Below are 14585 nucleotides of genomic sequence, written 5' to 3'. Positions count from 1 at the left end.
CCATGGCACGATTTGTCCGCTGGTACGGCTCTGGACCTCTGCACCTTCTCGTCCTGATCGCCTCATTCGCCCTCACCGGCTACGCCATGGTGCGCCTGTTCGCGGTCCAGCCTTGGGAGGTGGCGATCTGGTTCGTGGGGGCGGCGATCCTCCACGACCTGATCCTGCTGCCCCTGTACTCGCTGGCCGACCTGTCGGCCCTCTACGTACTCCGTCACCGCGCCGCCGACAGCCCGACGGTGCCATGGATCAACTATCTGCGCGTCCCCACCTTCCTGTCAGGTCTGCTCCTGCTGGTCTGGTTCCCCCTTGTCTTCCGCCTCGCGGTCCCCTACCCCGGAGACACCGGGCTGTCCGACAGCGTCTACCTCGGCCGATGGCTGGCGATCACCGGCGTGCTCTTCGCCGCCTCCGCCGTGGCCTTCGCGGCGAGACTGCGCCGCGGCCGGCGGGCTGCCCGTGGTGACGAGAGCCGACCCGCCTCAGGTGGTGGCGCCGCACCGTGACGACTGACGAGGACGAGTTGTATGGCGCCGACGGGGATCCCTACGCGCTGGCTCTGCGACCCGGCAATGGACCGGTGTATCTACGGCTGGTCGACGGGCGCCGGATCCGGATGCCGGTCCATCGCTGGCACGAGCGGCCCACGGAGGCCGACAAGACCGTGCTGGAGCGCTGCATCGGCCCCGTCCTCGATGTCGGCTGCGGGCCGGGCCGCATGTGCAGGACACTCCTGAGCCGGGGAGTCTTCGCCCTCGGGGTCGACATCGCGCCTCGCGCGGTCGCGCTGACCACGGCCCTGGGAGGCCTCGCGATCTGCCGATCGGTCTTCGACCGGCTGCCGGCCGAGAACGGCTGGCGGACGGTGCTCCTCATCGACGGAAACATCGGCATCGGAGGCGACCCTCAGGGCCTGCTGCGCCGCTGCGGCGGGCTCATCGCCCCCGCCGGGAGCCTCGTCGTCGAGGTGGACCCACATGACGTCGAAGAGCTTTGCGCCGCCCGGTTCGAGGACCTCCATGGGCAGAGCGGTCCGTGCTTTCCCTGGGCGCGGCTGGGGCGACGAGCGCTCCACCGGATTGCCGCTGATCTTGACCTCAGCGTCACCGACCAGTGGACGAGCGGGCACCGCTGCTTTGCCACCCTCGTCCACCAGGGATCACCCTCGGACTGCTCTGACGTGGAATCACCGTGATGAGACGGGCGGGATCACCGTCGTCCGAGCCGAAGCCTGTCACGCTCCTGATGATCAAAGTCGCCGCGCTCGGTCGCGAGCTTACGTGTTCTTCGGGTTCCCAGCCCAGGCCGCGTGGAGGTCCCTCCCTATCGTTTGGGGGCCGGCCGCCCTACCAGCGCATGCCGAGGGCGTCGAGTTCCGCTGTCCAGGAGCGGCTTTTCTGATGAGGAGTTGCTGGTTTGGCCTGGGCTGATTCAGTTTGGTGACAGTGGCGGTGGTTCCTCGGTCTGGGGTTGGAGGGCCGGGGGACGGGGTGGGTGGAGGGGGTCCCCACCAACACCACAACCAGCCCATAACACTCGGAGCGTCGGAGGTAGGCGGGCAGGCTCTGTGCTACGCGGCCGCTTGGGGGGCCGGCACGGGCGTTTCAAACCTTATAGGCGGATAACGAGAATAGCGGCGGGCGGCGCCACAGCCGCCCGCCCCAGTTTCTCAACGCAGGGAGATTCAACCGTGGGACAGCTTGGTCCATCTGCGGAACAGCAAGGTAAGTCGCGCATGTTCTACGTCTGGTCATCAATTGCATCAGCAGTCCTAGTGATCGCCGGAGTGGCACTCGCGATCATGGGTAACGCCGCAGGTTGGGTACTGGTTGTCTTCGCTGCCGTTATGTGGACGGGACTCTTCCTCACTCTCAGGTATACGAAGCAAGCGCAGCCCTGAGCGGCATCGCGGGCAGGTCTCCTGGCCTGCAATCTGAAGTCTGGCCGCGTAGATGCGGAGTAGCGTGAGGCCCCTCGTCGGTATTGACGTACGGACCTCTCGTTACTGTCATTACAGAATGAATCGCGGACGGGCATGTCGACCTCCATGACGACCGACTTCCCCGTCGCCGGCATCGGGGGAGCCGGCGACCAGGTCGACAGCCGTCGGTGTCCGGATCCTGGCCGGGTCGACGGAACCGGTGGCGCAGCCCTACCGTTTCGCCGGCAACTATCAGGACCCCACGGGCCTCTACCGCCTGCAGGCCCGCTACTACGACGCCAACATCGGCCGCTTCACCCAGTCCGACCCCTCCGGCCAGGAACAGAACCCCTACCTCTACGCCGAAGGTGACCCCGTCAACCGCATCGACCCCGACGGCCTGCCTGCTCAGCCTGGGCAGCATCGGGGACGGACTCGGCATCGCGACCATGCTCTACGAAGGATTCACCAGCGGAACGGGAGCGGCCGAGAAGGCGACCGCAGGCATGATCGCGGACATCGGTATCACGGGCCTCTGCGAGGCTGGAGCCGCGGCGTTTACCGGACCGGGTGCCGTCCCCGCGCTGCCCTACTGCATGACTATCGGCGCGGCTGCAGGCGGCTACATCGGTGCCACCCACAAAAGCTGACGGGGCAATCGCGGGTGCTGGAGCCGGCATTGCCCTGCTCCAGCACCCGACCTTTCGAACGGAGAGAATGAGATGATCAGACCAGGAAGAGGGCGTCAGATCCTGCTCTTCGGCATGCTGGCTCTCGTCTGCGGCGCACTTCTTCTGCTGCTGGTCAGCCCCGAACTCGCCGACGTGCTGAGCACCATCATCCGACGCGTCCGAGATGCCGGCGGCGCGGTTCCCATGGTCACGGCCTACGACATCCACGAGCGCGTCTGGAACCCGCCGATGCCGCTGCTGTTCCAATACCGGTACGTCACCGAGCACCGCCAAGTCACCGCGCACGCCATCCGAGGCATGATCAACGGTGTCCTCGTCGGCGCAGGCCTCACCGGCCCGGACGGCGAGCCGCTTCGGCCCCAACCGCACGACTTTCGCAGGATGTTGGTCACGGACGTGGTCTCCAACGGACTTCCGCCCCACATCGCCCAGGTCATCTGCGGACACAGCGACATCAACACCACCATGGGCTACAAGGCGATCTACCCGCAGGAGGCCATCGAAGCGCACCGCTCCTTCATCACCCGGCGCCGGGCGAGCCGCCCCAGCGAGGAATACCGCACCCCCACCGAAGAGGAATGGGAGAAGTTCCTCGGCCACTTCGAACGCCGCAAGGTCTCGATCGGAACCTGCGGACGAGCCTTCGACACACCCTGCATCCACGAACACGCCTGCGTCCGCTGTTCCGTGCTGCGGCCCGACCCGACCCAACGACCCCGCCTCGTCGAGATCATCGACAACCTCAACGCACGCATTGAGGTAACCGAACGCGAGGGCTGGCTCGGCGAAGTCGAAGGGCTCCAGGTCAGCCTCGCCGGCGCCAAAGCCAAACTCGCTCAGATCGACCAGCGAACGACCGTCACGCTCGGCGTGCCCGACCTCAGCCGCATCACCGGACGCACCGTCACAAGTAATGGACAAGGAGATCTGTGACGTCGGGACTGACTCCGAAGGTGATCAAGCGTCCCAGAGGTTGCACCAAGCATCGATCGTGCTTCTGGACGCATCAGCCCACGCGCCTGCTGTTCCGCGGGTATGCGGAAGCGCATCGACCCACCGTTCCCAAAGACCGTCGCGGACAACGAACCGCTCGGCATGGCTCGTGCCCAACTGGGAGTCCAGTCGCAGCAAAGCCCCCAGGGCGGGGCCCTGGTCGTACCGGCACTCCAAGTGAGGAAGATACCGATCCAAGTAGGACACCAAGATCTCCGCATCGTTTTTGCCACCGAACCGGGCGAGCGCGAAGCAGTAGCCCTGACCTGCATACGTCAGCTCGCTGGCCAGCAGCAGTTCTCCGATGCGCTCCCGCCACCCAAACCGTCGAGCCACCCCAACGAGCCATGCAGCGGTCAGTCGGGAACGCCATTCGTATCCGAGCAAAGCACCGATCTCCTCTGGACTCACTTGAAGAGCATCGGCTCGCAAGGCGGCAGTGAACGCAGCCCGCTCCGCTTCTCCAAGTCGGAGAAAACCACCGCCCAGAAGTTTCAAATATCGCCGCTCATTGGAGACATAGCGGGCCACAACGTGTCCTTGGCCAACGTCTTGCGGATGCTGCACGCTCATCGCCGCATCATGGCTCATCCCCCGGAGGGACGCCACGAGAGGGGCTCCAGGGCCGCCTCCGACTTAGTTCAGAGAATCCGAGACGCTGATCACCTGGGCCGCCATCACCCTCATGACCAGGCGTCTCGCACGGAAGGGGGCCACCCCCAGCTGGCCGAGGAAACCTCCGGAGCATTTCACGGTCGACGACAGGCAGCCTGTTTGAGGAGCCAGCTCTGTGCTGCCTGCAGGACCTCGTCCCGGTTCCGTGCCACCGGGCGTGGGTCTTTGACAATCTCCACGTCAGGAGGAATCGGCGCGTCGTATGCACGGCCCGTTCGGTCCGCGTCCTTGACTTCCGTGAGGGCCAGCACAGCTCCGTCGGCTAGGTGGTACAGCTTGTTTCCCGTGGGGACGCCGTAGGTCGGCTCGCCGAAGAACCGAGTGTCAGGACGTCCCCGGAAGGCCACCACGACCGCTTCACCCGAACTGCCTGTTCGCTTACCGGTCAGGACCGCGACCGGCGGGGCGCTCTTGGCGAACGGACGGCCATCGTCCCAACCGACCAACTTGCCGTCTACGTATGGACTGCCGTGCTTGATCGACCAAACGGACTTGCTGCCGTCGACATCCACGAACGCACCGACCGTGCCATCGCCCAGGATCGGACCCACCACCTCAAGCATCGGCCACATGTCACCCCCGGTGTCCGAGCGCAAATCCACCACCCAGCCGCAGGCTTCACCCGCGCCGGCCTTCGCCACGCCACTCCGGCCCTGCCGCACGTACTGGTCGTACGCCTCTTGAGACCCCTGCACACCAGGCAGGGAAATGTAGCCCACACCGCTTTTCAGAGAACGGCCTGCTAAGCCATCGAAGTTGACCGCGGACGCTCCGAAACGCTCCTTCGCCTCATCCGGCTCCCAGAACAAACTGTGCCCGTCGCCCAGCGCATACAGAGCCGAGTCGATCGCCCCGTACGTGCCCGCCGTCTTCTGCGCGCCGCGCGCCTGCGAGAACGCCCTGCTCCGCAAGTCTGACCAGTCAACCTTGTGACGAAGAAGAGAGTGCTTCTCCATGATGTTCAGCGCCTGCGACAGGTAGGTCCGCGCACTGGGCGACATGTCGGTAGCCGCTGGATCGTCCGAACGGCGCGTGCACCCCGTCGCGGCGACCGCTATTCCAATCAGGCCAGCGCAGACCGCCATGCGCAATGAACGTTCCCGCCGCATCCATCCCCCCGAACAGGCTCTCGACTCACGAGTAACCCTAATTGACGATCAGCTACCGACGAAGCACCACAGATCAGAAACACGCACTCATCGGTTTACGCACGCCTTCCCGCGCCCCTATCCGCGGGCCCGCAGGACGACATGCGGCCTTCGGTTCGACTTTCAGCGCGCTGGCATCATCACTGATGAAGATCTGCGAATCGGCCAGCCCTGCTCTCGTTTCCGACTTGGTTGACGGCAAAAATGCCCGGACCCGTAGCTTTGGCGCTCGGTGCAAAGTAGCGATGCCACGGCTGAGCCGTGCCCCCGCCGCCTTCGCGGCGGGACGCGCGAGCGAACCGGATCCGGGCGTGAATCGTCTGGGTTGACGAGTACCTCGGCTACGTTTGCGGAGAGGGCGGATATGGGGTGGGCGCGGACGCAATTGGGCGGTCGGTACCGGCTCGACGAACCGTTGGGCCACGGCGCGATGGGCGAAGTATGGCTCGCCGAGGACTTGGAGCTACACCGGCGCGTAGCCGTGAAGCTGCTGCACCCTCGGCTTCCGCAAAACCCCGCAGACCAGCGTCGGTTCCTCCTGCGGTTCGAACGTGAGGGACGGGCCACCGCCCGGTTGCAGCACCCCAACATCGCAGCCGTCCACGATGCCGGGAAGCACGGGACAACGCCCTACCTGGTGCTGGAGTACCTGCGCGGCCGCGATCTGCGAGCGGTGCTGGCCCGGGACTATCCCGGCGGCATGCCGCCTGAACAGGCGCTCGCCTGCGCCGGCCAGATCGCCAGCGCGCTGGCGGCGGCACACGCCGCGGGCATCGTGCATCGCGACATCAAGCCGGCCAACGTGATGATGCTGGACGACGGTACGTGCAAGGTATGCGACTTCGGGATCGCGCGCCTGCTCGACTCGGCGGACCCCCAGTTGACACAGACCGGGAGCGTGATCGGCACTCCGGCGTACATGCCACCGGAACAATTCGACGGCGTCCCCGTAGACGCGGCCGCCGACGTGTACGCCTTGGGCGCCACGCTGTTCCACCTGCTGACCGGGCGTCCGCCCTTCCTGGAATCCCGGTTCGCCACGCTTCGCGCGCTGCACGCCTCGGGCCAGATGCCGCAGGTCAGTTCGCTGCGAGCCGAGGCGGCGCCGCTCCTGGACGCTCTGGTCGACCGGATGCTCGCGCGGCAGGCGTCCGACCGTCCGACCGCAGCCCACGTCGCCGCACGTCTCGGTGACCCCGCCCTGGCCGTGCCCCGTGCGCAAAGCGCCCCGCTGACCGACATGACGGCCGCCGCGCACGCGGCGCGACGCATCGAATTCGGTGGCACCCGAGGGCGCGTGCTGGCCACAATTGCTGCCGAAATGGCCAAGTCAGCCCCCGAGGAAGCGCGCAAACTGCGGGCGGAAGCGGCCGTCGCGGTGCGGAGCGAACGGTACGTCTCGCACCTGGATCTCATCGCTATTGCTCAGGCCATCCGGCCGCACGATCCACCTCACGCGGCAGAGCTGCTGACCGAGGCGGAGCGGCATATGCGAGGCGAGGCCGCGTCGGACGACGCCCCGGCGCTCCACCGGTCCGCCCGAGCGTTGAGCCAGTGGGACCTGCTGCGGCTATCCCGGGTGTGGGCCCTTGTGGACCTGGGGAAGGCCGAGCGCCTGGCCGGCGAGATCGCCGACATGGAGGCCCGGGACGACGCGCTGTGCGGAATCGCGCAAGAAGCGGCTCGGACGCGGCCGGGCGCAGCGGTGCGCATCGCGAGCGACCTCTGCGGCCTCGGACGGAACCATCGGCTGGAGCGCATCGCCGGGACTTTGGCGGAGGTGGACACCGAAGCCTGCCTGCAGGTCATGCGGATGCTCGATCCGGCGTCGCACACACCGGTGAAGTCGGTGTTCCGTGCCCTGGCCGCCTGCGACCGCGGCGAGGCCGAGCGGGTCGCCACCGCGCTCCCCGATCCCGATCTGAGAGCGCACGCACTCACGGCGATCGCCTGCCTTGTGGCGGGCGACGACGCGACGCGGACGCAGCGGATCCTCGCGACCATCGACGCGGACAACCGGCGCTGGGCGCGGCAGGACGTCGCCTTGGCCATGCTGGACGTGGATCCGCGCGCTGCCGCGGCCTTGCTCGCGTCGGCGGACTTCGACCGGTACGAGGAAGCGGTCGTGTTCCGCATCTGTCGGCAACTCGCGCCGGTCGTACCGGACCTCGCCGAGCGCTTGGCCCGACGTATGCCCGGTTCCTTCGACCGCGCCACGGCGCTGCGGTGCGTCGCCGCCGCTGTCGCGGGCTCCAGCCCGGCACGTGCGGCGGCGCTGCTGGACGACGCCGTGCGGCAGGCGGAGGAGTGCGCGCACCGGAGCGCGATGCCGATGCCGCTGGCGGAGTTCGCCGCCGAGGTGATGCCGCTGGATCCAGTGCGCGCCGCCGCGCTGTTCAAGGAGGCCGCCCGCATGGCCATGGCAAGGAGAATCGGCGTCCGGCGCGGCAAGGACACACAGCTCGAGGGGGCTGGTTCTCGCGCGATGCAGTTGCTTCAGGTCGCCGAGGCGCTCGCGCCCTTCGACGTCGCGACCGCCGAACGCCTGGTCTTCAAGGCGAGGATCGAAGCCAGGGATTGTTGGATGCTCAATCGTGTCGCCGCGGCGTTCGCCGCAGTCGACCCCGCCGCCGCGGCACGTGTCGCGGGACGCGCCCCCACGCCGCACCGGCGCGCCGAGGCGCTGACGGCGGCGGTCCCTGTGGCGGCGGCTGCCAACCTGCCCGCGGCGATGCGCATGGCCGAGCAGATCACCTCCCAGTTCGACCAGGACCGCGCTTGGGCGGCCATCACCACGGTGCTCGTCTCCGGATCCGCCGACGCTGCCGTGCGGTTCGCACGCACGCTCGCCGAGTCGCTGGAGGCCGCCGAGCCTCGGGGCTGGAGTCGGCGTACGCTGCCCGTGGTCGTCGTCGAGGAGATCGCCGCCGTCGACCCCGCGGCGGCCCAACGCCTGCCTCGTCACCGCGCTCGCCATCGGCGACCAGGACCGTGCCTGGGCGGCGATCGCGGGGGGTTGGGCGGGGGTGTGTCACCACTGCAAGGGCATTCCGGAGTACGACTGCCTGCCCGGGGTGTGTCCCAAGGGCCGTTCGGGGCGCGGCTCCGGGGAAGCGCGAGCTGACCAGGGCTCCGCAGCACCCCGAACCCTGCCGTCCCCAGCACCGCCCTCCGAGCCGGCGGCCACGGTCCGCGTGGACCGAGCGGTCGACAAGGGCTCGACCGAGAGCGCCGGGTAGTTCGCTTTTACGAACTCCCGGTCGTGCCGGTGTTGGCCTGGCGGCGGTGGGACCCACGCTTGGAAGGTAGAACAAGCTCAGGGAACTTCGCAGTGGCCATGAGCCGTACCAGTCCAGCCAGGCGGCAAGACCTGGCTGGTAACTTGACCCCATGACGGTGGCATTGATCGACTCAGGGCTTGGCCTCCTTTCCACTGCGGGCTGGCTTCGGCACCTCGCCCCGGAACTCGATCTGCTTCTGCTTCTGGACCCCGACGGCGCTCCCTGGGGATCGAGAACGGCGTCCTTCGTTACGGACCGTCTGTTCACCGCGGCTCAATTGGCCGTCCAGCGGGGCGCGGAGGCCATCGTGGTCCCCTGCAACACCGCCACCGTCACCGCGATCGACGCTCTGCGCGAGAGGTTCGAACCGCGCGTGGCCGTGATCGGAACCGTGCCCGCCGTGAAATCGGCCGCGGCAACCAGTCAAAGCATCGCCGTGTGGGCAACCGTCCGGACCACGTCGAGTGACTACCAGGATCGCTTGATCGCGGACTACGCGAACGGCATGCCTGTCGCGCGTGTCGCATGCCCCGGTCTGGCCGAGGCGATCGACCAGGGCGACCTGGCCGCAGCAGCAGAAGCGATTGCCGACGCAGCCGAGCGAACCCCCAAAAATTGCGACTCCGTGGTGCTGGGATGCACGCACTACCCCCTTGTGGCGCCAGAGATTCTGCAGAGCCTGCCCACCGGAACCACCCTGTACGACAGCGCGGAGGCAGTCGCTCGCCAAACACTGCGGCGATTGGACCGAACCAGGGAATCGCACAGCATCATGGGCTCCATCGACGTGGTACTCAGCGGTCGCCGCGGAAACCTCCCGGCAGGCGCCCACGCCCACCCAGTGGGCCGCGCCCTTGCCGCAGCAGGGCGAGTACCCAGCGAAATTCTCATCTCCGCCGCAACTCGCTCCCCGATGGCTGCACCGGCGATCTGAGCAGCCCCAGATCCTCTGCACCTTCTCGGCCAGGCGTACAACTACGCTGGCCATCGCTGCATGACAACCGGTGTCCACGACCAAGGTGGAAGCCCCGCCGCAGCGCGCCACCGTTTCCCGTACATCACGACAGACCCCAAAGGCATGGCTGCCGAGGACCCAGTGCATGTCGCGGAATACGACGAACGCAGGTGGGAGGAGCTGTACCGGCAGAACGTCGAAGACTGGGAGAACCCGCTGCCCATGCCCTTCGGATGTCCTCTGCACGGTGTGACACTGCGGTGACGCTGCGATCGTTGCACTCGCGGGCTGCATGCAGCAATCGGCGCGAAATTTTGTTCGGCCGCTCCGGAGCAAGGCCTGCCCGAGTGCTCCCAGTTCGCCAGGACCGGCGGGCGGTTCACCCGCGCAGGTCCTCGGGCAGTTTGAAGGGGCTCGGCCGGATCCTCGGCCGAGCCCCTTCGGCATCTGTTGAACCGCGCCCCTGTGGCCGCCGGTTACGAGATGTGCACCCCGTCTGCCTCGGCCGGTGCTCCCGTCGGGGCGCGCAGAGCCGGTCGCCGCGGGGGCGGCAGCAAGGTGCCCGCCAGCGTTGCGGCGACGCCGAGGCCGGCGGCCACCGCCATTGCCGCTCCGAAGCCGTTGCTGAAGGCCGCGGCGGAGGTGTAGCCACCGGAGGCGGCGAAGACCGCGGCGGTGATCGCGACGCCGAAGGCTCCGCCGAGCTGTCGCATCGTGCTGTAGGCGCCGGAGGCCTTGCCGATGTCGGCGGGTGTGCTGGTGCTGACCACCGCTTTGGTGACGGCGGGGATCGCCAGGGCGAAGCCGATGCCCGCGAGGCTCAGCGGGACGACCTGGGACGCGTACGAGAGGTGCGGGGCGGCGATCAGGGCGATCCAGGCCGTGCCTATCGTCTGCAGGGCGAGGCCGGCGACGACGAGAGAGCGTTCGCCCCAGCGGTCGGCGAGCGCCCCGGTGCGTGAGGCGAGCAGGACCACGAAAGTACCCCACGGGAGCAGCCGCAGACCGGCGCCCAACGGGCCCTGGCCCAGGGTGACTTGCTGATACTGGGCGATGAAGAACACCGAGGCGGACATCGAGCCGCTGAGCAGGAACATCACTGCGTTGCCCGCCGAGAACGCCCGGGAGCGGAACAGCCGCAGCGGCAGCATCGGCGTACGGGCCCGGGACTGCCACACCAGGAAGACAACGACCAGGACCGCTCCTCCGGCCAGCGCACCCGTCACCTCTCCGCTGCCCCAGCCCGCCGCATCCGCCCGGACCAGGCCCCAGACGAGCCCGAACGCGGCCAGGGTGAAGAGCAGCAGGCCCGGGAAGTCCACCGCCGTGCCCTGGCCGAAGCCCTCCTTGATCCGGGCGAGCACGAAGGGGATCGCGACCAGGCCGACGGGCACGTTCAGCCAGAAGATCCACTGCCAGGCCAGTCCCTCGGTGATCACGCCGCCCAGGACCGGGCCGAGCAGCACAGCGAGGCCGGTGACGCTGCCGTAGACGCCGAGCGCCCAGCCGCGCCGCTCGGGCGGGAACGCGGCGTTCAGCAGGGCCAGGGCGAGCGGCATGACGGTCGCCGCGCCGATGCCCTGGACGGCGCGCGCCGCGATCAGGGTGCCGGTACTGGGGGCCAGCGCGCATGCGGCCGACGCCACGGCGAATAGGGCGAGCCCGGCGACGAACAGCCGCCTGCGGCCGAAGCGGTCGCCGAGCGACGACGTGGTCATCAGCAGGGCCGCGAAACTGAGGGTGTAGGCGTTGATCGTCCACTCCAGGTCCTCGATCGACGCATGCAGGTCGCGCTGGATCGCGGTCAGCGCCGTGGCCACCACCAGCAGGTCGAGGACGACCATGAACGAACCCACCGAGGCGAGCGCGAGCGTCCACCGTTGCGCCGCCGTGACGGACTTCTCGTTGCTGTTCACTGGTGCTCCCGTCGCCGTGTGTCTGCAGTCGTGCTGTCGGTGGTGAAGACACGGGATGGTCCGGAAACTGGGCGGCGAACGGTCGCGGATTCTGCGGTCGGCTGTGGATTGCGCGGACGGTCGGGATTCGGCGACCAGTTTCGGCCGCCGTGGGTGTCATAACTGTCGACGAACCCGAACTGCCCAAACCCTCGACGAACCGGAACCTGGGAGGCGATGTAATGCCGAGCGAGGAGATGCCGATGCCGATGCCGATGCCCATGTCGACGCTCACGCTGGAGCGGGCGCGGGCGGGCGACGGGCAGGCGTTCCGTGAGCTCACCGAGCCCTACCGGCGCGAGCTGCAGGTGCACTGTTATCGCATCCTCGGCTCGGTGCAGGACGCTGAGGACCTGCTGCAGGAGACCCTGCTCGCGGCCTGGCGCGGGCTCGACGGGTTCGAGGAGCGGTCGTCGCTGCGCTCCTGGCTGTACCGGATCGCGACCAACCGCTGCCTGAACGCGCTGCGGGACGGCAGCCGCCGGTCCGGCGAGGGCTGGGCGTACCGCTTGGAGGTTCCGTTGCCCGAACCCACCCGCCGCGGTGACCCCAGCTGGCTGGAGCCCTATCCGGACGTGCTGCTCGCCGGGCTGCCGGACGCCGCGCCAGGACCGGAGGCCCATTACGAGACCAAGGAGGCGGTCTCCCTGGCGTTCCTCGTCGCGCTGCAGCACCTGCCGCCCCGGCAGCGGGCGGTGCTGGTCCTGCGGGACGTGCTCGGTTTCCGCGCGGCCGAGGTCGCCGGAATGCTCGACACCAGCGTCGACTCGGTCACCAGCGCGTTGAAACGGGCCCGCGCCACGCTCGCGACCCGGCTGCCCGCGGACGCCCACGCCGAGGCGGAGTTGCCGTACTCACCCCGCGAGCGCAAGCTCGTTGACGACTTCTCCCTCGCCTTCGAACGCGCCGACGTCGACGCGATCCTCGCGCTGCTCACCGACGACGCGTGGCTGACGATGCCGCCGCTGCCGTACGAGTACCAGGGACTGGAGGCCATCGGCCACTTCCTGAGGACGGTCGCGCTGCGCGACGGCCGCCGCTTCCGGCTGGTGGCCACGCACGCCAACGGCCAGCCCGCGTACGGCGTTTACCTCGTCGATCCGAGGACGCCGATCGCGCATGCCCACGGTCTGCTCGTCCTCACCCTGTCCGGGCACCGCGTCTCGGCGCTGACCCGTTTCGTCGACAACGGCCTGCTTCCTCGCTTCGGCCTGCCCCGCTCGCTACGCGCTACCGGCGCCTAGCTAGGAACTGTCCGGCCGATCAAGAAACAGATCGATCCAGCTGGCTTACAGGGGTGCGATTGTGGACGCATGAGCGATCTCAAGGTGCCGCCACCCCCGCCCAGAAACGAACTGGCCGCAGCCTTCCACTGCCCCGTCCCACCGGCTGACCGGCAAACCCCGCCCGCCACGACCCGAAGAACCCTGGAGAACCCGACCACCCCGCCGGGACTCCGCCATGCCCGAGCACCGAAATCACCTCGGCCACCCGGCAGTTACCCCTCGGCGACGCCTCATCACCCCAACCGAAACGGCGAGGGTAAGAGTCTCGATCAACGACGGCACCGCACACCCACCCTTGCTCAGCACCCGCACGCCTCACGGCGGGCTCGACCCCGCGACGGTAGAAGCCGACACGACCGGCCACATCCCAAACTCCTGCGAATCACCCCAATGAGGCACCCCCACAAGATCTGCACCCATTGACGTTCGTCCCTCCCGGGCCGGGCCTGCACCGCGTTCACCGTTTCAGGCAGCGGGCAGGACGGGACACCGTCCGTTCAGCGGCGCGGCGTCGGCGGCTGCAGACCGAACGCCGCGGTGTTCAGCCAGTGCCGCATGGCCTGTGCGATCGGGCGCTCGACGAACCGGTGTACGAGATACGCCAGTACGACCAGAGCGGTCACCGTGACCGCGACCAGGACCGAGGGGTCGACCCGGTCGCCGTAGTGGTGCGCGACGGTCATTCCGATCGTGTCGTGCAGCAGGTAGAGGGGGAAGGTCATCGTGCCCGCGACAGTCAGTCCGCGCCAGCGGATCCGGCGGGTCCAGCCGAGTGCGATGGCGGCGATCAGCAGGAAGAACACCGTGGTCACCACGATCAGCCAGCCGCGCCAAGGTGCCCAGGTGTCCCAGTTGTTGCGGCCGCCGACGGGTGCCAGCAGGAAGTGCAGCGCCAGCAGCCACGACATGGCGACGATGCCCCACAGCAGCGGTGTCGGCCGGTACCGGTGCATGAGGTAGAAGGCCATGCCCGCGATGAAGTACGGGGCGGATGTCGGGTTGACCATCAGTGAGAGCAACGGGATCTGGGCGCCGGGCGCCAGCACCGCGGCGACCGTCCACAACCCGCAGAAAATCACGACCCGTTGGTAGCTGAGGCCCTTCCACACCACGACCGCGAAGGTGAGGTAGAAGCAGAGCTCCGGCCAGAGCGTCCAGTAGACCGAGTCCAGGTTGTCCACGCCGAGCGGGGTCTGCAACATCGTGAAGTTCGCGAAGAGCAGCCGCGGGTTGGGGTGCCCGAACGGGCTGTTGGTCAGGTAGATGACGCACGCCGACACCACGATCGCGATCCAGTACATCGGGTACAGGCGGGTGACGCGCGAGATGAAGAAGTCGCGGGGGGTGCGCCCCCATGCGCTCATGCAGATGACGAACCCGCTGATCAGGAAGAACAGGTCGACGCCGAGCCGGCCGTAGGCGAAGTACCTGTGCGCCTCGGGGAACGTGCTCTGATACGGGCGGCCCCAGATCGTGATCATCGACCAGGGGGTCTGGCCGACGAAGTGGAACAGCACCACCGCCAGCGCCGCCAGGAACCGCAGGCCGTCCAGCGCGGCGAGCCGGTCCCTGCGGACGGCCGGCCTGGCCACGATCACCCGCCCCGGAGGCGCCGCCCGCGGGAGCGGCACACTGGGTGCGACCGCCCCCTCGTTCCCACGCCTCGTGGCCACGTCGAC

Annotated in this window: 11 protein-coding genes and 1 pseudogene; 8 read left to right on the top strand and 4 right to left on the bottom strand. The window is 68.2% G+C overall.

Translation table 11 applies throughout. The features are described 5' to 3' along the window. Window positions 1–2 precede the first annotated feature (2 nt). From ACIQTP_RS38495 to ACIQTP_RS38475, 5 genes and pseudogenes are all read left to right on the top strand, one after another. On the top strand, window positions 3–506 hold the full coding sequence (locus ACIQTP_RS38495; protein WP_403408727.1) for a hypothetical protein: 504 nt from the start codon (window positions 3–5) through the stop codon (window positions 504–506). Continuing rightward, window positions 503–1195, top strand: coding sequence for a class I SAM-dependent methyltransferase (locus ACIQTP_RS38490; RefSeq protein ID WP_403408725.1), 693 nt, complete (start codon window positions 503–505; stop codon window positions 1193–1195). Before ACIQTP_RS38495 ends, ACIQTP_RS38490 begins: the two co-directional genes overlap by 4 nt. A 946-nt stretch (window positions 1196–2141) precedes the next feature. Further along, window positions 2142–2264, top strand: a pseudogene (locus tag ACIQTP_RS38485) (RHS repeat-associated core domain-containing protein); the annotation flags it as partial. Between the two features lie 25 nt (window positions 2265–2289). Then, window positions 2290–2571, top strand: coding sequence for a hypothetical protein (locus ACIQTP_RS38480; RefSeq protein WP_403408849.1), 282 nt, complete (start codon window positions 2290–2292; stop codon window positions 2569–2571). A gap of 72 nt (window positions 2572–2643) precedes the next feature. After that, the gene (locus ACIQTP_RS38475) at window positions 2644–3546 is read left to right on the top strand and encodes a tyrosine-type recombinase/integrase (protein ID WP_403408723.1); all 903 of its coding nucleotides are present in this window, start codon (window positions 2644–2646) and stop codon (window positions 3544–3546) included. A 24-nt stretch (window positions 3547–3570) separates the two neighbouring features. On the opposite strand, the gene ACIQTP_RS38470 is transcribed toward ACIQTP_RS38475, so the two are convergent. Beyond that, entirely contained in the window at window positions 3571–4179 is a 609-nt protein-coding gene (locus ACIQTP_RS38470) for a DUF6000 family protein (RefSeq protein WP_403408721.1), read from the bottom strand. Between the two features lie 176 nt (window positions 4180–4355). Then, entirely contained in the window at window positions 4356–5282 is a 927-nt protein-coding gene (locus tag ACIQTP_RS38465) for a S41 family peptidase (protein WP_403408720.1), read from the bottom strand. Between the two features lie 511 nt (window positions 5283–5793). On the opposite strand from ACIQTP_RS38465, the gene ACIQTP_RS38460 reads away from it, so the two are divergent. Next, window positions 5794–8553 carry a protein kinase gene (locus ACIQTP_RS38460; RefSeq protein ID WP_403408718.1) on the top strand — a complete coding sequence of 920 codons (2760 nt, stop codon included), beginning with the start codon at window positions 5794–5796 and terminating at the stop codon, window positions 8551–8553. A 266-nt stretch (window positions 8554–8819) separates the two neighbouring features. Continuing rightward, the gene (locus tag ACIQTP_RS38455) at window positions 8820–9644 is read left to right on the top strand and encodes a glutamate racemase (RefSeq protein WP_403408716.1); all 825 of its coding nucleotides are present in this window, start codon (window positions 8820–8822) and stop codon (window positions 9642–9644) included. A 497-nt stretch (window positions 9645–10141) separates the two neighbouring features. Here the strand turns inward: ACIQTP_RS38455 and ACIQTP_RS38450 are convergent, their stop codons facing one another. Beyond that, window positions 10142–11581 carry a DHA2 family efflux MFS transporter permease subunit gene (locus ACIQTP_RS38450; RefSeq protein WP_403408714.1) on the bottom strand — a complete coding sequence of 480 codons (1440 nt, stop codon included), beginning with the start codon at window positions 11579–11581 and terminating at the stop codon, window positions 10142–10144. 242 nt (window positions 11582–11823) lie between these two features. On the opposite strand from ACIQTP_RS38450, the gene ACIQTP_RS38445 reads away from it, so the two are divergent. Then, the gene (locus ACIQTP_RS38445; protein ID WP_403408712.1) at window positions 11824–12864 is read left to right on the top strand and encodes a sigma-70 family RNA polymerase sigma factor; all 1041 of its coding nucleotides are present in this window, start codon (window positions 11824–11826) and stop codon (window positions 12862–12864) included. A 539-nt stretch (window positions 12865–13403) separates the two neighbouring features. Here the strand turns inward: ACIQTP_RS38445 and ACIQTP_RS38440 are convergent. Then, on the bottom strand, window positions 13404–14498 hold the full coding sequence (locus ACIQTP_RS38440; RefSeq protein ID WP_403408710.1) for an acyltransferase family protein: 1095 nt from the start codon (window positions 14496–14498) through the stop codon (window positions 13404–13406). Between the last annotated feature and the right edge of the window lie 87 nt (window positions 14499–14585).

The organism is Streptomyces sp. NPDC090798, from assembly GCF_044768965.1.
Lineage (GTDB): Bacteria > Actinomycetota > Actinomycetes > Streptomycetales > Streptomycetaceae > Streptomyces.
Note: the sequence above shows the minus strand (reverse complement) of the source record. Positions and strands in the feature narration are given on the sequence as shown.